This is a genomic window from Paenibacillus sp. FSL K6-1217 (assembly GCF_045040735.1).
Taxonomy (GTDB): domain Bacteria; phylum Bacillota; class Bacilli; order Paenibacillales; family Paenibacillaceae; genus Paenibacillus_AQ.
The window spans coordinates 4,460,078-4,479,243 of the sequence record NZ_CP150271.1 but is presented as its reverse complement, the minus strand read 5'-3'; the positions used below and the strand labels follow the sequence as shown (position 1 = coordinate 4,479,243).

Genomic DNA, 19,166 nt, shown 5'->3' with positions numbered 1-19,166 from the left:
CATGCAAAAAATCAATTCACGCAACAAACCTCCGCTCATTCCCCTGAACGGGCCGCTGCGTCATACGGTGGATATTGCGCTCATTCTGATCGGCTCGCTGATCACAGGGCTGGCATTCAACCTGTTCTTCCTTCCGAACCGGATTGCTTCCGGCGGGGTGTCGGGATTGTCTGTATTGGCGGAGGCCTGGTTTGGGGCCGAGCCAGCTTTTACCCAGTGGGCGCTGAATATTCCGCTCTTCATTCTCGGGGTGATCTTCCTCGGCAAGCAGTACGGCATCCGCTCACTCTTAGGGAGCTTTGTGCTGCCGCTGTTTATCTTCCTGACGAAGGACGGGCCGGTGCCGACCACGAATCCGCTTCTGGCTTCTATTTATGGAGGGATTGGGGTGGGTCTCGGCCTGGGCCTCGTCTTCCGGGGGCGCGGCTCTACAGGCGGACTGACGATTGCTGCACAGATTATTCAAAAGCTTACCGGCTTCAGCTTCTCGCTGTCTGTCGTGCTGCTGGATGGTACGGTGATTACCCTGGCGGCTTTTGTGCTGGGAATGGAGCAGGCGATGTATGCACTGATCGGGCTGTTCGTCACGGGCAGGGTGATCAACGCGCTGGAGGTGGGCTTTAGCACCACGAAGGTGGCGTATATTATCTCGGATCATACCGAGAACATCTCGCAGGCGATTCTGAATGATCTGGACCGCGGGCTGACCAAGCTGAACGCGCAAGGCGGCTATACCGGTGACAACCGTACGGTGCTGATGGTCGTCGTAGGCCAGAATGAAATTACACGGCTGAAGGCGATTGTCCGCTCGGTGGACCCGGGTGCATTTGTAATTATTACGGAGGCCCATGAAGTGCTGGGCGAAGGTTTCAAACGAGAAGCGTAGACTCCCTTGGGGGGCTCTGCGCTTTTCTTTTTGCAGGAAATCCTCTGAATAAACTTAACGCAACATGTTGTATTTATATTAATTCGGTCGTATAATAATACATATTTGCAGAACGGTTCAAGTCAGGCGATAATGATAGAAATGAGAAACGGAAAGCGGGGATGACAGTGACAGGCAAGCTGAGAGCGGCAATTGTCGGATCAACGGGTTATGGGGGCGTGGAGCTGATCAGGCTGCTGCAGGGCCACCCTGATATAGAGATTACTTCAGTCATTTCCTCTTCGAGTGCGGGTGCGCCGATTGAGGAGGGTTTTCCGCATCTAACGGGAGTGGTGCAGCGTAAGCTGGATGGTGTAGATGCAGCGGAGATTGCCAGCAGAGCGGATGTTGTATTCACTGCTACCCCCTCGGGAGTGAGCGCGAAGCTGGTGCCCGGGCTGCTTGAGGCGGGACTCAAGGTTGTGGATCTGTCCGGCGACTTCCGGCTGAAGGATGGTGCGGAGTATGAACAGTGGTATAAGCACCCTGCTCCTCCGGCAGCATACCTCGAGAAGGCGGTATACGGTTTATGTGAGGTGTACGGCGAACGGGCGGCCGGAGTGGATTTCATCTCGAATCCGGGTTGTTATCCGACAGCTACGCTGCTGGGGCTGATTCCGGCGCTTGAGGCAGGCTGGATTAAGCCGGACAGCATCATTATTGATGCGAAATCCGGGGTGTCCGGGGCAGGGCGGGGAACGAGCCTGATGGTGCATTTTGCCGAGATCAACGAGAACTTCAAAGCCTACAAAATCAACAAACATCAGCATATCCCGGAAATTGAACAGGTACTGACCGATATCGCCGGAGAGAAAGTCACGGTAACGTTCACAACGCATCTGGTGCCGATGACCCGGGGGATTATGACGACGATGTATGCCGGGCTGATTGGTGAACATAGCGAACAGGAACTGGTAGATTTATACCGTAAGTATTATGCAGGCAGGCCGTATGTGCGGGTGCGCGAACCCGGAGTGGTTCCGGCGACGAAGGAAGTCAGCGGCTCGAATTATTGCGATATCGGCTTCGCTACAGACGCACGTACCGGACGGGTCACCATTGTGTCGGTTATCGACAACATCGTGAAGGGTGCCGCAGGACAGGCGATTCAGAACCTCAATTTGATGATGGGATGGGAGGAGACCCGCGGGCTTGGTTACACACCAGTGTATCCATAAGCGCCAGCGGTCAAACAAACAATGAGTGAGAAACCACTATATACCGTCGTAGAAGGCGGAAGCATTACTGCACCGAAGGGCTTCACCTCCGGAGGCCTGCACTGCGGTCTTAAAAAAACAGAGCGCAATGACCTCGGTGCGATTCTCTGTGAAGTGCCGGCTACGGCGGCTGCGGTGTATACGACTAATGTATTTCAGGCGGCTCCGCTGAAGGTGACGCGGGAGAGTCTAGTGGACGGGACGTTACAGGCAGTGATCGTGAACAGCGGCAATGCCAATGCCTGTACGGGTGATCAGGGTGAGGCGGATGCTTATGAGATGCGTGCAGCAGCTGCCCGCTATTTGGGCGTGAACGAGCTGGACGTCGCTGTGGCCTCTACAGGTGTGATCGGGGAGCTGCTGAAGATGGACTGTGTGCGCAGCGGGATTGCCGAACTGCCGGAGAAGCTGGACGCGGGCGCTGCCGGTGCGGAGGAATTCAGCCAAGCGATTCTAACTACCGATCTGGTTAAAAAAGAAAGCTGTGTCAAAGTAACGGTAGGCGGGACAGAGGTTACGATTGCCGGTGCGGCCAAGGGTTCCGGGATGATCCATCCGAACATGGCGACGATGCTGGGGTTCATGACCACCGATGTGCTCATTGATGGAGAGGATCTGCTCAATCTGCTGCGCACAGCTACTAACTCTACTTTTAATATGATTACAGTTGATGGTGATACCAGTACGAATGATATGCTGGTTGCGATGGCCAGCGGGCTGGCCGGCAATGAGAAGCTGACGCGGCTGCATGCGGACTGGGACGCTTTTGCCGCAGGGTTCACGCATGTGTGCCGCGCTCTGGCGATGGCGATTGCCCGTGACGGCGAAGGGGCGACGAAGCTGATTGAGGTGCAGGTGAACGGGGCGGTTCATGATGAGGCTGCGGCAGCGATTGCCAAGACCGTGGTCGGCTCAAGCCTGGTGAAGTCGGCGATCTTCGGCGCGGATGCCAACTGGGGGCGGATTATCGCGGCTGTAGGGCGCGCGGGCGTTCCGGTATCGCCGGAGCGGGTAGATATTCAGCTGGGTGAGATTGAGGTGCTGCGCGCTTCGCGTCCGGTGGCTTTTGATGAGGAGCAGGCGCTGCATTATCTGCAAAAGACGGATACCGTGCTCATCACGGTAACCTTGTCGGACGGCAGCGGGCAGGCTACAGCCTGGGGCTGCGACCTTACCTATGATTATGTGCGGATTAATGCGGCTTACCGCACGTAATACGCGTTGACTGACGGCGGCCGGATATCCATATATTCACCGTAGTGGCTTAGGGACGGCTGAGCTTAGACTCATATTTTAAGTTCAGCTCATATAGGGAGGTAATTGGGAGATGGCGTTGGATTCTATAGAGAAGCAGCCGGGAAGTGGCCTGTTCGTGATGAAATGCGGCGGGAGTACGCTGGCTGCGCTGCCGGATTCGTTCTTCGAGGATTTGCGGGAGTTGCAGCAGAGCGGGAACCAGCCTGTCATTGTCCATGGCGGCGGCCCGGCGATCTCCGGCAATCTGGAGAAGCTTGGCATTGAGAGCCGCTTCGTGAACGGCCTGCGGGTGACGACAGAAGAGGTGCTTGATGTAGTGGAGATGACCTTGTCCGGCAGCATCAACAAGGCGATAGTCCGGCGGATTCAGGCCAGCGGGGGGCAGGCGCTCGGCTTGTCGGGCGTAGACGGCAACTTGATCATGGCGCGGCCTGTAGCCAATCATAACGAAGTTGGTCTGGTAGGCGAAGTGACCGGGGTCAAAGCGGAGATTGTGACGGGTATCCTGGCGATGGGTTATATCCCGGTCATTGCACCAGTGGGCGTAGATGGCGAAGGCCAGCGGTACAACATCAATGCGGATACCGCTGCCGGAGCGGTGGCTTCTTATATAGGGTCACCGAGTATGATCGTGGTTACGGATGTGCCGGGAATTATGCGGACTGTGGACGGGGGGAAGGTAGTGCTTCCGTCCGTGACTGTGGCGCAGATTGAAGAGCTGATTGCGGGCGGCGAAATCTACGGCGGGATGATTCCCAAGGTGCGTGCGGCCATGGATTGCATCCAGGGCAAGGTGTCGGAGGTCATCATTGTAGACGGCAAGGAGCCGCGTGTACTCAGCCGGGTGCTGCGCGGCGAGCAGATCGGGACACGGATTGTCCGATAAGGAGATAGCAGATGGAGTGGAAAGACGTTCTGACAGGTATTCGTAGTTCTGTAGCAGAGTGACAAGTAAATTAGACGCGCTGACGGGAGACCGGCAGCAGCATGGTGGGAGAGTGACTAAGAATGAGTGAGCTTACGCAGACAGACAAAGATTCTTTGACAGGGGCGCCGCAGGGACGTTCAGCGGAAACGCAGGAACAGGGGGCTGCTCCAGCTCCGGCCAAGTTGAGTGCGGTATTCCCGTCGTATAGCAGATACGATATCAGTCTGATCAAAGGCAAAGGCAGCTGGGTATGGGACGACCAGGGCAACAAGTACCTGGACTTCATGTGCGGACTTGCGGTAACGAGTCTGGGCCATGCACCGGAGAAGGTCGGCGCGAAGCTGAAGGAGCAGATTGATACGCTGTGGCATGTCTCGAACCTGTTCCACATTCCGGGCCAGGACCGGGTAGCGGCGCTGCTTACAGAGAATAGCTGCGCGGATCAGGTCTTCTTCTGCAACAGCGGAGCGGAAGCGAATGAAGCGGCGATCAAGCTGGCGCGCCGGTATCACCAGAAGGTGAAGGGGGCGGACCGCTACGAAGTGATCACGTTCGAGCAGTCCTTCCACGGCCGCACGCTGGCTACACTGACGGCAACCGGTCAAGCCAAGGTGAAGGAAGGCTTCCTGCCGCTGCCGGCGGGCTTTAAGACCGTGCCTCTGCATGATCTGGAGACGCTGAAGGCAGCGATTACCGAGCATACAGCAGCGATCATGCTGGAGTTGGTGCTGGCTGAAGGCGGCGTCCTTGAGGTGCAGCAGGAATTCCTGGATGCAGTAGTGGCGCTGTGCAAGGAACACGGACTACTGCTCATCGTGGATGAAGTACAGACGGGGATGGGCCGGACGGGCAAGCTGTTCGCTCATCAGCATTACGGCATTGAGCCGGATATCTTCACCTTGGCCAAAGGCGTGGCCAGCGGGTTCCCGGCAGGCGTTATGCTGGGCAAGGGTTACCTGCGCGAGGCGTTCAGCCCGGGCAGCCATGCCAGCACCTTCGGCGGCACACCGCTGTCTGCGGCGGTTATGGAAGCCACGATTGAGACGATGCTCGAAGATAAGCTGCCAGAGCGGGCTGCGGAGATGGGCGAATACTTAAGCGGGCAGCTGAGAGCGAAGCTGGCGGACACTTCTTTTGTGAAGGAGATTCGCGGCAAAGGCCTGCTGATCGGCATCGAATGCGAGGAGCCGGTGGCCGAGATCGTGCTTGCCGGACAGAAACGTGGACTGCTGTTCGTTCAGGCCGGGCCGAATGTCATTCGCCTGCTGCCTAATCTATATGTAAGCACCGATGAGATTGATCAGGCGGTGGACATCCTATCGGAACTAATTCATACTTATGCTAACAAAGGAAGCGGGGAGGCCCAATCATGAGTCAGGGTACAACAGGCGTTACAGAGACGATTGCCGCACAGCTCAAAGGCCGTGATCTACTCGAGCTGAACGATTACAGCCCGGAGGAAATCACATATTTGATTGATCTGGCAATTGAGCTGAAGCGCAAGCAGAAGAACGGCGAGGTCTATCAGCCGCTGCTGGGGAAGACAATCGGCCTTATTTTTGAGAAGTCCTCTACCCGTACACGGGTGTCGTTCGAAGTAGGCATGTATCAGCTTGGCGGACATGCGCTGTTCCTCAGCAAAAATGACATCCAGCTCGGGCGCGGCGAGACGGTGGGTGACACGGCTCAGGTCATGTCGCGTTACCTGGACGGTATCATGATCCGTACGTTCGGCCATGATAAAGTCGAAGAGTTGGCGCGTTATGCCTCCGTTCCTGTAATCAACGGCCTAAGCGACTTGGCACATCCCTGCCAGGTGCTGGCAGACTACCAGACCGTGTACGAGCACAAAGGCAAGCTGAAGGGCTTGAAGCTGGCGTATATCGGCGACGGCAACAATATGGCCCATTCGCTGCTGATCGGCGGCGCGAAGCTGGGCGTACATGTCGCCATAGCCGGACCGGAGGGCTATGAGCCTGACGAGGCTGTAGTGGCCGAGGCACGTGAGATCGCCAAGGAGACAGGCGCGGTCATCACGATTACCCGCAGCCCGCAGGAGGCGGTACAGGACGCTGATGTGATCTATACGGATGTATGGGCGAGCATGGGCTTCGAGGCCGAGCAGCTGGCGCGTGAAGCGGCGTTCAAGGACTATCAGGTCAATGAGGAGCTGGTGAAGGGCGCGAAGAGCGACTATCTGTTCCTGCACTGCCTGCCGGCCCACCGGGAGGAAGAGGTCAGCACAGGCGTCATTGACGGCCCGAACTCTGTGATCTTCGATCAGGCGGAGAACCGCCTGCATGCGCAGAAGGCGCTTATGGCGGCTTTGATGGGCTAGATGTAGATGTAGCCTAGCAGAGCATTAAGAGCAGAGAAATGAGCTCATTCCACCAACGAATGCGCTGATTTTATGAAGTGAAGTGTAAATTTTCTGCGAATATTAAGAGATAGTGTATTTCGTGCAATTAAAAACATTGAAAAGTAAGGTTTTTCTCTCCTAAGTGCAGTTTGTACAACTAAATCTTCTCCAATGGGTAAGAATGCAGGAAATGAGGAGTTTTAATTGCACGAATTACAGCTAAACGCACTTTCGGCGGTATATCAGCCAATTTAATTGTACAGATTGCAATTAAACCTAAGCCTACCGATTGCGCCTTAATCGTGCAATGCTAACCCTGAGCAAGCGATAGGTTTCGATGGGTTGAAGTAATTGAATTATATATACACAACACATATATAAGATCAACGGGAACTTAAATAAGAGGGTTGGGGAGGATCGGAAGGGGATTTTGGAACTGTAGGAGCGTCAGCGTCCGCCTTTGTCTACGGATTTCAACCGCAATAGCGGTATAAATCAAGAAATCTGTAGACAACAGCGGCCGGAAGTCCAAATATTCTCTGTAGTGACGTCCAAAACCCGTTTTTAAAGCCGAAGTTGATCTTATAACCACCCTCCACACCGAAAGGAAGCTAAACACCCCATGCCAAAAGAAAAAATTGTACTCGCCTATTCCGGCGGGCTGGATACCTCAGTCATTCTGAAATGGCTGAAAGAAACGTATGATGCGGAGATTATTGCTTTTACAGCCGATATCGGTCAAAAGGAAGAGCTGGACGGCCTCGAGGAAAAAGCACTCGCCACCGGCGCATCCAAAGTCTACATCGATGATCTGCGCGACGAATTCGCGAATGACTTCATCTACCCGATGTTCCAGTCGGGCGCACTCTATGAGGGACAATATCTGCTGGGCACCAGCATTGCCCGTCCGCTGATCGCCAAGCGTATGGTGGATATCGCCATCGCCGAAGGCGCTACAGCCATTGCCCACGGAGCCACCGGCAAGGGTAACGACCAGGTGCGCTTCGAGCTGAACGCTGCTGCGTTATCGCCGAGCATTAAGGTCATCGCGCCTTGGCGTCTGGAAGAGTTCCGCAACCAGTTCCCGGGCCGGGCCGAGATGATCGCTTACGCGGAAGCCAACGGTATTCCGGTGCAAGCCTCTGCGGCCAAGCCGTATTCGATGGACCGCAACCTGCTGCATATCAGCTATGAGAGCGGTGTGCTGGAAGATCCATGGTTCGATCCAAGCGCACCGGAGAACAAGGAAATGTTCCTGCTCTCCAATGCGCCGGAGGATGCGCCGGATGAAGCTGAATATCTGGAGCTTGACTTCCTCAAGGGTGACTGTGTAGCGCTGAACGGCGAGCCGTTATCTCCGCTGCAAGTGATGGAGAAGCTGAACGAGCTGGGCGGCAAGCATGGGATTGGACGCGTGGATATGGTCGAGAACCGTTTTGTCGGCATGAAGAGCCGCGGCGTGTATGAGACTCCGGGCGGAACGATTCTCTTCACCGCTCACCGCAAAATGGAATCGATCACCATGGACCGTGAAGTGATGAACCTGCGTGACAGCCTGATTACCCGTTACAGCACGCTCGTATATAACGGCTTCTGGTTCGCGCCTGAGCGGATTGCGATGCAGGCCCTGGTGAAGGAAAGCCAGAAGAACGTGACCGGTACGGTGCGCGTGAAGCTCTACAAAGGCAATATCATCGGCGCCGGAGTCAAGAGTCCGGTCAGCCTGTACAACCCGGATATCGCCACCATGGAGGCAGATCCTACCCAGGCCTATGACCAGGGCGATGCGACCGGCTTCATCCGTCTGAATGCCCTGCGTCTGAAGGTATCGGCGGGCGTAGCAGAGTCGAGTAAGTAGCAGCGGGTGGCCGCTCGGCGGCCTTTTATAGGATGACACACAATAGAAGCGGATAGAAGCAGGCCGTTCCTCCCGTAAGGATAGGGGCGGCCCTTCTAACGTCAACCGAGGAGGAACAACAGGTGAGCAAGCTGTGGGGCGGACGTTTTACCAAAGGGACCAACAAGCTGGTGGAGGAGTATACGGCTTCCATCGAATTCGATAAGGTGCTGGCGGAAGAGGATGTGCAGGGCAGTCTGGCGCATGTCACGATGCTGGGCAAATGCGGAATTCTACCGCAGGAGGATGTCGAGACGATCAAGAACGGACTTACGAAGGTGCTGGACAAGGTGCGCGCGGGGGAGATTGTGTTCTCAATTGCCGATGAGGATATCCATATGAATATTGAAAAGAACCTGATCGAAGAGATCGGCCCGGTCGGCGGCAAGCTGCACACCGGCCGCAGCCGCAACGATCAGGTGGCTACAGATATGCACCTCTACCTGCGTAACCGCGTGGTGGAGCTGGTAGCGCTGCTGCATGAGCTGCAGGGTGCGCTGATCGGGCAGGCTAAGGACAACCTGGAGACCATCGTGCCGGGGTATACTCACCTCCAGCGGGCACAGCCGATCCTGTTCGCGCATCATCTGCTGGCTTACGTGTCGATGTTCCGCCGCGATGCGGAGCGCCTGACCGACAGCTACAAGCGGATTAACGTGCTGCCGCTGGGCGCCGGGGCGCTGGCGGGAACGACGTTCCCGATTGACTGCCACTTCGTGGCTGAGCAGCTTGGCTTCGCGGGGGTCTACGAGAACAGTCTGGACGCGGTCAGCGACCGGGACTTCATCGTCGAGTTCCTGGCGAATGCAGCGCTGGTCATGACTCACCTGTCCCGGCTCAGCGAAGAGCTGGTGCTGTGGAGCAGCACAGAATTCAGCTTCGTGGAGCTGGACGATGCCTTCTGTACCGGCAGCAGCATCATGCCGCAGAAGAAGAATCCGGATGTGCCGGAGCTGGTGCGCGGCAAAACAGGCCGTGTCTACGGCAACCTGATCGGACTCCTGACCGTACTGAAGTCGCTGCCGCTGGCTTATAACAAGGATATGCAGGAAGACAAGGAAGGCATGTTCGATACCGTTGCTACCCTGACAGGGGCATTGCAGTTGTTCGCGCCGATGATCTCCACCATGAAGGTGAACAAGGCGCGGATGCGCGAAGCGGTGAACACGGACTTCTCCAACGCGACCGATATCGCCGACTTCCTGGTAGGCAAAGGCCTGCCATTCCGCCAGGCGCATGAAGTGATCGGCAAGACGGTCCTCTATTGCATCAACGAAGGCAAGTTCCTGCTGGATCTGACGCTGGAGGAATTCAAGCAGTTCTCTCCGCTGTTCGACGACCAGATCTATGCGGTGCTCCAGCCGGAGGCGGTAGTGAACGCCCGTAATGTCTACGGCGGCACAGCTACGGTTCAGGTGCAGGCCGCCATTGAGCGGGCCGAAGCAGACCTGCAGGCTGCGGGTGAATGGGTGAAGCAGCACGAGAATGCTGCGGAGTAAGCCCGGTAGAGCCTGGAGGCGAAACTAGAGGACAAGTGGAAACGGCATTGCCGTCCTTTTAAAGGACGGTACCGTTTCAGCGAGAAATAGAAGGATAAGTTATCGTGTGCAACATATAAATTCTTATATTTTAAACGAAAGACTGTCCCGCTTGCATCGGTTAGATGCGGTAGGACAGTCTTTTTTTCAAATCATAGGGTTACATTCTCCGCACCATGGATAGAAGCTTACGGGCATAAACCGTATCCGCTTACAACTAGGAACACTCTATTTGCCCAGTGGCAGCCACTTCAGCACATCGCGGATCTTGGCATCCCAGTATCCCCACTCATGCTGGCCCGGCCCTTCCTCGTAAGTCAGAGACAGCTTGGTCTTGGAGCACGCCTCACGGAAGACCTGATTGTCCTCATAGAGGAAATCTTCGGTGCCACAACACTGATAGAGCAGCGGCTTCGGTCCCTTGGAGCGGTTAACTTCCTGAAGCAGCCACAGCAGGTCTTCCGGAGTGCCTGCAATGTCCTTGTCTCCAAAAACCTGTAGATAATCCTTGGATTTCTGTGCTGCAACTTCAAAGTTCAAGTAATTATGCGCCATATCTAGTGCTCCCGACAGACTCGCCGCGGCGGCCCAGTCTTCCGGCTTGCGCAGTCCCAGCTTCATCGCTCCATAACCGCCCATCGACAATCCCGCCACGAAATTATCCTCGCGCTTCGCCGACAATGGGAAGAAGGAACGGGCCAGCGCCGGTAATTCCTCACTGATAAACGTCCAATACCGTCCGCCTGACGCCATATCTGTGTAGAAGCTGCGGTGCACCTGCGGCATGACCACGGCGATCCCCATCTCCGCCACATAACGCTCAATCGAAGTCCGGCGGAGCCAGATCGAATCATCATCAGACAAGCCATGAAGTAAGTATAACGTGGGGTGAAGCTTGCCCCTGGAGACGTTGCTCATTCCGATCTGCGTAGTGGTCTGCTGCGGCAGAATGACAGTCATCGAAGTACTGAGCCCCAGCACCTCCGAATAAAATTTACATTCAATCAAAGCCATGTGCATATCCCCTTTCTGCCCACATGATAGCACAGCCCCCACCCGAGTTAAATTGTAGATTTCTCTAGATTTATTATCATCAAGCATTGCTGGTCCCCAAGGATAAAGAATATAATGGAAGTAGGTAGAAAGATACATAGAATTGTAGAAGGATACAGGACTTAAGACAGGGATGCGCTCCAGATAACAAGGGAGAGAGGCCGGTGTTCTGCTGCGCGGGAACTATCCATAACGGAAACCAATAGAGTATAGGGAGCGAGCACAATGTCCTCGAAAGACCCATGGAACCGCAGCCGCAAGCGGGACAAGGAAGCAGGCTTCACCTTGATTGAGGTGCTGGCCGCCATCGTCATTTTATCAATAGTATCATTGGTCCTGACTTCCTACTTCACCAACGCCATGACCTATTCCAAGTCCAACCAGAACAAGACGATCATGGTCAATCTGGCGCGGAACGCTTTGTTTTATATGGAGAAGCAGGATTTTGACAAAACGGTAGAGTTCTTCAGAGATAAGACCGATAGACTTTCTGCTGATGTTTGCAAGATAGGGAGCTGCGGTGATGCCGTAAGCGATGAAGGTGCTGCCTACCGGAAGGCGTTTAACACGGAAACCCTGTCTCATGTACTACACCCCATAGTAAACGGAACGGATTACAGTATTGACGTTATTTATCAAAAAGGGCTGGATGAAAACGATTTTCGAAACTACTTGCTCCCAGTCAAGGTTGTGGTTACCCGTGACTCAGGGGGAGGCCCGGCGGCACCAGTAGAGGTGGAGGGATATATCAGCAATGAAGAGATTCGCTAATGCAGCAGAGCGCGAGAAAGGTTTTACTCTAATAGAACTGATCGCTGCCATCAGTCTATTTGCCATTGTGGCCGGGATCATTGGCTCCGTGACTATGTTTGGTTTTCGAAGCTATCATAAAATTACGGTGGAAAATAAACTGCGCGATGAAGCTGATCTTGTGATGTCCTCCATTATTACGCAACTTTATACGTATGGACCTGAGGAAATCCAGAGTACTAATTCAGGAATTATGCTATTAAGATCTGATCGTGATCCGCTGCGTATTCAGGTTGACGGCAACGATATTCAAATAGGGGATTCCAGAATTGGTCCGGGAAGCACATCGGCACTTCATTTGGACTCGGCATTAGCGGGATCAACTATAGCAGTAACCAAGGTGGATGAGAATAGATCCAATCTTAACGCATTATATGAATCCGGACTGGTGCGAATTCAGCTCAAATTGAATTACAAAGGCGGAGCGTCAGAGGAGGATGAGCTACATGTGGATAGCCAATTCGGCTTCTAAAGGTAAGGCTATGCTGCTTAAGCTAAAGAGTCTCTTACAAGAGGGAGGCGACAGAGACGGGGGGCGGCAGTTTCATTCAGAGAGTGGTTCTGCCCTGGTTCTGGTAATGTTCATCGTGCTGTTGCTTACGATTCTTGGAATGGGGGTACTCAGCGCGACTGTCGGTGGAGCTGTACGGACAGAGACCAGAGAGAATGATGTGCAAAGTCTTCACTTGGCGCAAAAGGGCTTGGATGAGGCCACCGCGTATATTCAAGCCAAGCTATCCCCAATAACGGATATTAACCCGGATAAGCTAGAGCATATTCTGAACGGGTTAGATCAGAAAGGTCTCAATGTATCTACAGAGCTTGGCGTTAACAGCAGTGGCATCATTGATTACATAGAATATAAAGACAAGAAATTCGATGATATTAAGCAGACAAGACAATATTATATTGATGTAGAGGCTTCAGCATTGGTGAATGGAGTGCAACGCACACTGCAGCAGAGAATTACTATCGATACCTATCCTGACTTTCTGAAATATGCCTTTGGCTCCGAACAGAACGTCTATCTAAATGGAGCTCCGGTGGTAAAAGGTAATATTTACGCAGGCAATAAGCTGATTATCTCTAACAGGGCAGAGTATAAATATCTAGGGGATTCCGGGTTGAAAAAACCAACAATGTTTCCGCAGATACAGCCGAATGGAATGGATGCTGCCAATTTGGGAGAGGTATTTGTACAGTCTCTTAAAGATATTGAATACCATGTATTCGATCCGTCAGGAAACGGGGGGGAGGCCAAGAGATTAGCTGACAGCTCCGATATGAAACAAACGGTTCAGGATATTATGGGGATTGATTTGGACAAAATTAAAATTAAAGAGCAGAAGAAGTTTGTGCAAATTAATGTTGAGGAGTCCTTTATCGATAAGCTGGTCGAATCGACTTCGCCTTCTAGTGACAATGCGGCCGATGCACTGAGAGGTCGGCTAAGCGGAAAGAATCCAAGTGAGCTAACCCAATGGCTTCAGACAGGGAGTCTTATTGAAGCCAAGACCGTTAATCCTCCTCCCGAGAAACCTGCACAGGGCGAGGAGGAGAGTGATCAAGATTATCTGGCGAGACTTGAACAGTATGATAATGAGCTTAAAGCGTATCATGAGTCCTTCATGGGCTTGAATCAATCTTACCGGGTTGACGGTAATCTCACCATTGAGGGAAATGATTTCTACGGACTGACTTTTGAAGAAATGGCTAAAAGAGGTGGTGTGCCCAAGTGGATTGTGGTGGATGGTAACTTGAACATTATAAATAATAAAGCCGGTTTTATTCCCATAAAAGCAAACATTCTAGTTACCGGTGATGTGAAGATTAAAGGCAATGTCTCCTTCGATTCTACGATGTTTGTGCTGGGAAGTACTACAGTAGAGGATGCTGTAATCAGCGGTTTGGGAACGGGTGCTGATAAAAAGGAATTAGTGCTAATCTCCAAGGGACCGGTGCTGGTAAACCGGATTGATGCTTTTTCCAATGCAGATCCAGATGAAATGAATGCATTTTTTTATACGGATGCTGAAGCTAAGCTTTATGGGGTGGGTTCCATATTCTGGTTGAAGGGCGGGTTTTTCTCAAAAGGAGATTTGACAGTAAACGCGGTGCTGGGTAATACATCTGAACCGTCTGAAGCGGCACTACCCAGCCAGTTGATCTTCTCGGAACCTCAAGTTACAGAGCCGAGGGCAAGGGAGCGTTTTCGGGTCATATACAATTACAAGGTCTACACCGATCAGCAATCCAGTTTGCCGCGGGTCCGCAAAGTGAATATAGCTGTCAGTCCGATGAGACTGGTAAGTGTACCTTCCAGTTCTTCCGATACCGATACAACAGATTAATTAAGAGAATTAGCATAATCTAAGAACGAAAAAGACCTTCTCATCCGTTCAGTAGAGATCGGGAACTGAGAAGGTCTTTTTATGTGATATAAGATTTTTACCCCAAGGTAATTAGTAGAGGTCTCCCTCATTAAGGTTCGCTTCGCGTTTTTTAACAATTACTTCGATATTTGCCGTAACCTTAGTTGTTCCAGAAGGAGCGTAGGTGACAGTGACCGTTACTGTACCTTTCTTGTTCCCTGTAACTGCTCCTGTGTTCATATTGGCAAACGAGGCAGTAGCCGGGTCACTGCTAGTCCAGGTTAAGTCATTTAGAATCGATGCCAAGGAAAAGGTGCGTGGTATTGTCCATAACAGATCCGCCAGGTTAAAGGCAGGATCGCCGACATAAATAGTATGGCTGAACTGGCTGAATTCCAGACTGGTAAGACCGGTAATATTTACAGCATAAGGAAGACTGGAGATTCCGCTAGTTTTGTCTTGTACTACAACCTGTATCGTATGGTTGGGAACATCTTTTGCTACCAGTTGGCATTGGTTCGTTCCAGGAATGGGTTTCAACTCGGCATATTGGCTATCGTCCGGATGGAAAAAGCTCCATTCCAAGGATGTTTCGTCTGCATTTACTGGGGTGAGAATTGCCGTTAGAGTAAGAGAACCCTTCGTTGGGATTGAGTTTCCGTTGCCCGAAATGGTCAGTGTCTCAAGTGGAGTTTTCACAGTTATGATTTTGCTGGCAGAAATATTATCAGCCTTGTCACTGGATACATAGACCTGAACCTTATATTGTCCGGATGCAGGTGCATTGAATGTGGCGTTCTCAGCGGTAGCCTGGATATAGCTGCTCACATCTTTGCCGTTCACATCCAAAACCTTCCAGCTATAGGTGATGTTCTTCTCCAGGATTGTATTATAAATGGCCCTAAGTCCGACATTGGTAGTAGGTCTAATCGGACTATCTCCGCCATCAATCCTTAGGCTGCGATCCTTGACGGTGATGACAGTTCTTCCTATCACTCCGCTTCCGTCTGTAGCTGCAGCTGTTATTTCAACGGAACCGGTTCTATTGCCGGTAACATCTCCACTTATGGGATCAATGGACACGATTGATGGATCAGCTGAGCTCCAGCTTAATATCTTATTGGTCGCATCCGCTGGTGAAATTTCTGTAGGAACAATCCGCAAGGGTTTATCATTCAGCAGGATATCTGTTGGTGGAAGCGTGATTTTCTCAACACGGATTGCTGCATGCAGTTTTAAGTCCGGTGAAAATACAGCCATGCCAGGGACAAGGACTTCATTAACCGGAATGGTTCCGCTGAAGGGTGAGTAGAATAAAGTTGTCATCTTCGTAACGGAACCCGCGATAACCTGTCCAGTAAGCTCGCCGTTATCAAAACTGACAGTTGCATTCGGAGCCAAGAATGTTCCTCTCAGAGTGTAGTGCAGTTCCAATGATTTAACACTGGGGAAGTTGTAAATAACATGGGCGGCATCGACTCCGGTGAGATTAGTGTTGAGTGCCATTTTGACAGTATCACTGTCTGAGCCAGTGTTGACTAAGACAGTAGAGCCTGATGGGACAGATATATTTAAGCTGGTTGCAGAAGCAACCATAGTAGCCGGAACGGTAAATACAAATAGTTTGGCATCACCCGTGCCCGTTAGTTTAATTGTGCCATACGCAGATTCTACTGATCCATTACCGGTCAGTGTACTTAGGCGGGCTGAAAGACTTGTCATCCGGTCCCGAAGCGAAGTGAAATCAACAGGTGATCCCTTCACAACCTTTCCTCTGATAGACTGCGTGTCTGCGGCACCGCTGTAATAGTAAGTGCCACCATATACTGCATTACCGTTGATAGTGATATTGTTGTTGTAGTACAGACTTCCGCCTACTACTAGAGCATTTTGAGAATAATCACCGTTAGCATTATCCCCGTAAATAGTGGCACCCCCGCTAATATTGCGGAAGTCGACATCGCCACTGACAGCCACCCGCCCTTTAATAGAGAGATTATTGATTGTAGCCGCTGTTTGATTATTGATAACAATTAGGTTGTAATCCAGTCCGGCTCCAAGAAGTGAACCGTTAGCAGCCGCGTGAATTTCATCATATTGTAGAGAAGCCGAATTCAATGTGAAGTCCCCGCCTTTTTGCGGGGATACTGTAATGGAGAAAGTAACCTCCTGACCTGGATCGGGAATAAATGTTTTCACACCGTTTGTTCCCGTCTGGAGTGTATAACGAATATCATCTAATTTTTTGCTAATGCTATAGCCTGATTCTACCGTTCCTGTTTGGTTGATGGGTGAGGATGACTCGACAATTTCCAGACCGGATGGAAGATTGTTTTTAAAGTTGATATTAGAAATAACCTGGCTGTCGCCGACATTTGCCGTAATCTGTGCCTGGGAGAATGGAATCGGTTTTGGAATAATTGTATAGGTTACAGCAACGTTTTCCCCCCTTACAATATGACCATCAACAATGCTGGCGGGCAAGGATTGTGTAGCGGTCAGGCTGGAGGTGGCTGGTTTGATCGTTACGTTAACCGTTTTGGTTGCCAGCGCACCATGACTGTCCCAGGCCTTAATTTCGATTTGTAGATCTCCGCCGTTCGGAAGCGGATTGGTAAAGGAACGGCTGATCGTCAGTCCAGACTGAAGGTTCAAATCATTTACCCCGGTATGATCGATGTAATTCCCTCCAGTTTTAAAGCGAATGGAGGTTTTCAGGTTGCGGTCATTCAGATCAAAATCTCTTGCGCTGTAATCTACCAGCAGTTCATTGGCATAGGATGGGATGACACTGCCTTCAGCAGGAGAATTTACCGTAATCTCAGGAGCGTGGTTAGCACCGGCAAAAGCCCTGTACATGGTATTGACGAAAAGCCTCTGTTCCCAGTCCGGAAATTTGATATTACTATTGATATCCCCTTTTTTGCTATGCCCTGTGCCGGAGAATGTAATACTGTCTACTGAGTAAGTGTAGAAGTGATTATAGCTGTCGTCGACATCTCGCTGAATTTTTCCAGACTCACTCTTGATGTTATACCAAGGCACTACATCAGCCCGTTCCAGATCCAGCATAAAGAATTGATCATGTGTATCGGCAACAGGGTAGTAGGTATTGTTCGCATTGTTAAGGTTAAATGGATATTGCGTCAGCAAGCCGTTATTGACAGGAACTACCTTGGAGGATGTATTTACTGCATTCCCCCCGAGATAAGTTCGTATAGCCTGTCCAACGGGCACCCGGAAAAAATCCCCCCAGAAATTCGAATCGTTCGGATCATCAATAAAAATCGTATCATGGGTGAGCATGATGCTTTGTTTTGTCGTATTAGCGAAATCATAGACTGCTTGAGCAGCCTCTTTTGAAAGCATTGGATTGGTTACCCGGTCATACATATCCTGAAAACCGAAGACGATCATGTCATAAACACCGTTTAGACCACGCTGGGGATCTTTGGCATGATCAGTGATATAAGCATTAAACTTGTCGACGTTCATTGTAGAAATGGAAAGCTGATAGTTGCTGGTATTCAAGTAATTCTGATTCATGTTCAGACTATTGAGGAGCGAGCTGTCAGAACGGCCTGAGGGCATAACCTGAAGAACATTAATGACAGGCTTAACGCCCGTAAAGCGGATTATGTCTCGGTCAAAGGCCTTAAGGTTTGTAGAGGTATCGGTGACCTCCAGCTTCCAATACAGTAGTCCGGTATAAGTATCCGGTAGTGTGTAGTGTAGCGTCCCTTCCGTTGAGTTCAGCTCAAGTGAGGCGACCACATGCTCTTCTGTCATAGGAATTGAAGAATCCATATTCATATATAATCTTACCCTGACAGGGGTGGTAGCAATATTAGGGACATTATCAAGCTTAATCCCGAATGTAAGGGTATCACCTGGTCCATAAGTCTCATTAGGATTAGATAAGTAACTCTTAATCTTTGATTTATTGGAAATGGTAAGCAGCGGACGCCGAATTAGGCCAGTTATTGTTGGCGCAGTGCGGGTCTTAATTCCGGTTATCAGGCTGCTGCGGGTAGTATCCGTGAGAAATATGACATTGCTTTTTGCGCCCATAGAAGAACGGTAGGTATTAAAAGCGGCATAGAGTTTCCCTTGAAGGCTCTTATCTTTATCCTGAGTTGCAAAGGTATCCTCTTGGAAGTATACATAAAGCCCTTTATTGATATAGTAATCGATAATTTCTTGTGCCTTCAGGCCCGTGATATCATTCTGGACAGCGAGCGTATTATGGGCTTTGTCCCGGTCGGTATCTTTAGTATTCACAGTGCTTGTAACCAATTGCTTGTTGAAGCTTCCGCGGCCTATGTAGATTGCATCGTACTTTCCATCCCAGTCCTCACGCAGCGACACGAACCTTTTCATGGTCATAGTCTCTACGTTGACATTAGACAGTTTCTTGAGTTCTTCCAGTTCACTGCCGCTTGAACTTAGACTGCTACTGGTCGGATCAGTGATCTCCAGAATACGTATTGAATAGTTGTTATTGGAGGCCTCAACATCCGGGCTGAACATCTGAACTAGCAACACTAGCGCTGCAATCAATGCTATGGCTCCAGAAAAAAAAACTAATGTTCTCCGTCTAAATATTTCCTTCATCATCAATTCCTCCGTTTATCGAAAAAATAGATTGAGTAGTTTTTCGTATGTCGAAATTGCATTTTTTGCCTAAAATTATTGTAAGATCACCTATAATATGCTATATATCATTCTAGGATAAATTTCACAGTTAGGCAATGAGGGAATGTGTAAATATACCCTGAAATTTGAGACTTTAGAATTATATTTTTAAATT

Annotated in this window: 13 protein-coding genes; 11 read left to right on the top strand and 2 right to left on the bottom strand. The window is 51.1% G+C overall.

Features of this window, described 5'->3' with window-relative positions; genetic code table 11:
• Nucleotide 1 precedes the first annotated feature (1 nt).
• From MHH28_RS19765 to argH, 8 genes are all read left to right on the top strand, one after another.
• On the top strand, nt 2-886 hold the full coding sequence (locus tag MHH28_RS19765; RefSeq protein ID WP_405104768.1) for a YitT family protein: 885 nt from the start codon (nt 2-4) through the stop codon (nt 884-886).
• A gap of 161 nt (nt 887-1,047) precedes the next feature.
• A complete protein-coding gene (gene argC, locus MHH28_RS19760) occupies nt 1,048-2,103 on the top strand; it encodes an N-acetyl-gamma-glutamyl-phosphate reductase (RefSeq protein WP_405104766.1) in 1,056 nt (351 codons plus the stop codon).
• A gap of 21 nt (nt 2,104-2,124) precedes the next feature.
• Nucleotides 2,125-3,357 (top strand): bifunctional ornithine acetyltransferase/N-acetylglutamate synthase, encoded by a 1,233-nt coding sequence (gene argJ, locus MHH28_RS19755; protein WP_405104764.1) that lies wholly within the window; start codon nt 2,125-2,127, stop codon nt 3,355-3,357.
• 112 nt (nt 3,358-3,469) lie between these two features.
• Nucleotides 3,470-4,285 carry an acetylglutamate kinase gene (argB, locus tag MHH28_RS19750; protein WP_405104762.1) on the top strand — a complete coding sequence of 272 codons (816 nt, stop codon included), beginning with the start codon at nt 3,470-3,472 and terminating at the stop codon, nt 4,283-4,285.
• A gap of 122 nt (nt 4,286-4,407) precedes the next feature.
• Nucleotides 4,408-5,700 (top strand): aspartate aminotransferase family protein, encoded by a 1,293-nt coding sequence (locus MHH28_RS19745; RefSeq protein ID WP_405104760.1) that lies wholly within the window; start codon nt 4,408-4,410, stop codon nt 5,698-5,700.
• A complete protein-coding gene (argF, locus tag MHH28_RS19740; RefSeq protein WP_405104758.1) occupies nt 5,697-6,665 on the top strand; it encodes an ornithine carbamoyltransferase in 969 nt (322 codons plus the stop codon). The genes MHH28_RS19745 and argF overlap by 4 nt, the downstream gene beginning before the upstream one ends.
• Before the next feature lie 643 nt (nt 6,666-7,308).
• Nucleotides 7,309-8,544 carry an argininosuccinate synthase gene (locus MHH28_RS19735; RefSeq protein ID WP_405104756.1) on the top strand — a complete coding sequence of 412 codons (1,236 nt, stop codon included), beginning with the start codon at nt 7,309-7,311 and terminating at the stop codon, nt 8,542-8,544.
• Nucleotides 8,545-8,666: 122 nt separating this feature from the next.
• Nucleotides 8,667-10,082: an argininosuccinate lyase gene (gene argH, locus MHH28_RS19730; RefSeq protein ID WP_405104754.1), complete on the top strand. Its 1,416-nt coding sequence runs from the start codon at nt 8,667-8,669 to the stop codon at nt 10,080-10,082.
• A 267-nt stretch (nt 10,083-10,349) separates the two neighbouring features.
• Here argH and MHH28_RS19725 read toward each other — a convergent pair whose 3' ends face one another.
• Nucleotides 10,350-11,135: an alpha/beta hydrolase gene (locus MHH28_RS19725; protein WP_405104752.1), complete on the bottom strand. Its 786-nt coding sequence runs from the start codon at nt 11,133-11,135 to the stop codon at nt 10,350-10,352.
• Between the two features lie 264 nt (nt 11,136-11,399).
• On the opposite strand from MHH28_RS19725, the gene MHH28_RS19720 reads away from it, so the two are divergent.
• Genes MHH28_RS19720 through MHH28_RS19710 form a run of 3 tightly spaced genes read left to right on the top strand, consistent with a single transcriptional unit; the run spans nt 11,400 to nt 14,335 of the window.
• Nucleotides 11,400-11,945, top strand: coding sequence for a prepilin-type N-terminal cleavage/methylation domain-containing protein (locus tag MHH28_RS19720; RefSeq protein WP_405104750.1), 546 nt, complete (start codon nt 11,400-11,402; stop codon nt 11,943-11,945).
• On the top strand, nt 11,929-12,456 hold the full coding sequence (locus MHH28_RS19715) for a type II secretion system protein J (RefSeq protein WP_405104748.1): 528 nt from the start codon (nt 11,929-11,931) through the stop codon (nt 12,454-12,456). Before MHH28_RS19720 ends, MHH28_RS19715 begins: the two co-directional genes overlap by 17 nt.
• Nucleotides 12,431-14,335 carry a hypothetical protein gene (locus tag MHH28_RS19710; RefSeq protein WP_405104746.1) on the top strand — a complete coding sequence of 635 codons (1,905 nt, stop codon included), beginning with the start codon at nt 12,431-12,433 and terminating at the stop codon, nt 14,333-14,335. The genes MHH28_RS19715 and MHH28_RS19710 overlap by 26 nt, the downstream gene beginning before the upstream one ends.
• A gap of 111 nt (nt 14,336-14,446) precedes the next feature.
• On the opposite strand, the gene MHH28_RS19705 is transcribed toward MHH28_RS19710, so the two are convergent.
• Nucleotides 14,447-18,973 carry a DUF5057 domain-containing protein gene (locus MHH28_RS19705; protein WP_405104744.1) on the bottom strand — a complete coding sequence of 1,509 codons (4,527 nt, stop codon included), beginning with the start codon at nt 18,971-18,973 and terminating at the stop codon, nt 14,447-14,449.
• Nucleotides 18,974-19,166: the final 193 nt, after the last annotated feature.

Coding starts and splice junctions, on each gene's coding strand:
- MHH28_RS19765 (WP_405104768.1), top strand. CDS start 2: ATGCAAAAAATCAATTCACGCAACAAACCTCCGCTCATTCCCCTGAAC.
- argC (WP_405104766.1), top strand. CDS start 1,048: ATGACAGTGACAGGCAAGCTGAGAGCGGCAATTGTCGGATCAACGGGT.
- argJ (WP_405104764.1), top strand. CDS start 2,125: ATGAGTGAGAAACCACTATATACCGTCGTAGAAGGCGGAAGCATTACT.
- argB (WP_405104762.1), top strand. CDS start 3,470: ATGGCGTTGGATTCTATAGAGAAGCAGCCGGGAAGTGGCCTGTTCGTG.
- MHH28_RS19745 (WP_405104760.1), top strand. CDS start 4,408: ATGAGTGAGCTTACGCAGACAGACAAAGATTCTTTGACAGGGGCGCCG.
- argF (WP_405104758.1), top strand. CDS start 5,697: ATGAGTCAGGGTACAACAGGCGTTACAGAGACGATTGCCGCACAGCTC.
- MHH28_RS19735 (WP_405104756.1), top strand. CDS start 7,309: ATGCCAAAAGAAAAAATTGTACTCGCCTATTCCGGCGGGCTGGATACC.
- MHH28_RS19725 (WP_405104752.1), bottom strand. CDS start 11,135: ATGGCTTTGATTGAATGTAAATTTTATTCGGAGGTGCTGGGGCTCAGT.
- MHH28_RS19720 (WP_405104750.1), top strand. CDS start 11,400: ATGTCCTCGAAAGACCCATGGAACCGCAGCCGCAAGCGGGACAAGGAA.
- MHH28_RS19715 (WP_405104748.1), top strand. CDS start 11,929: ATGAAGAGATTCGCTAATGCAGCAGAGCGCGAGAAAGGTTTTACTCTA.
- MHH28_RS19710 (WP_405104746.1), top strand. CDS start 12,431: ATGTGGATAGCCAATTCGGCTTCTAAAGGTAAGGCTATGCTGCTTAAG.
- MHH28_RS19705 (WP_405104744.1), bottom strand. CDS start 18,973: ATGATGAAGGAAATATTTAGACGGAGAACATTAGTTTTTTTTTCTGGA.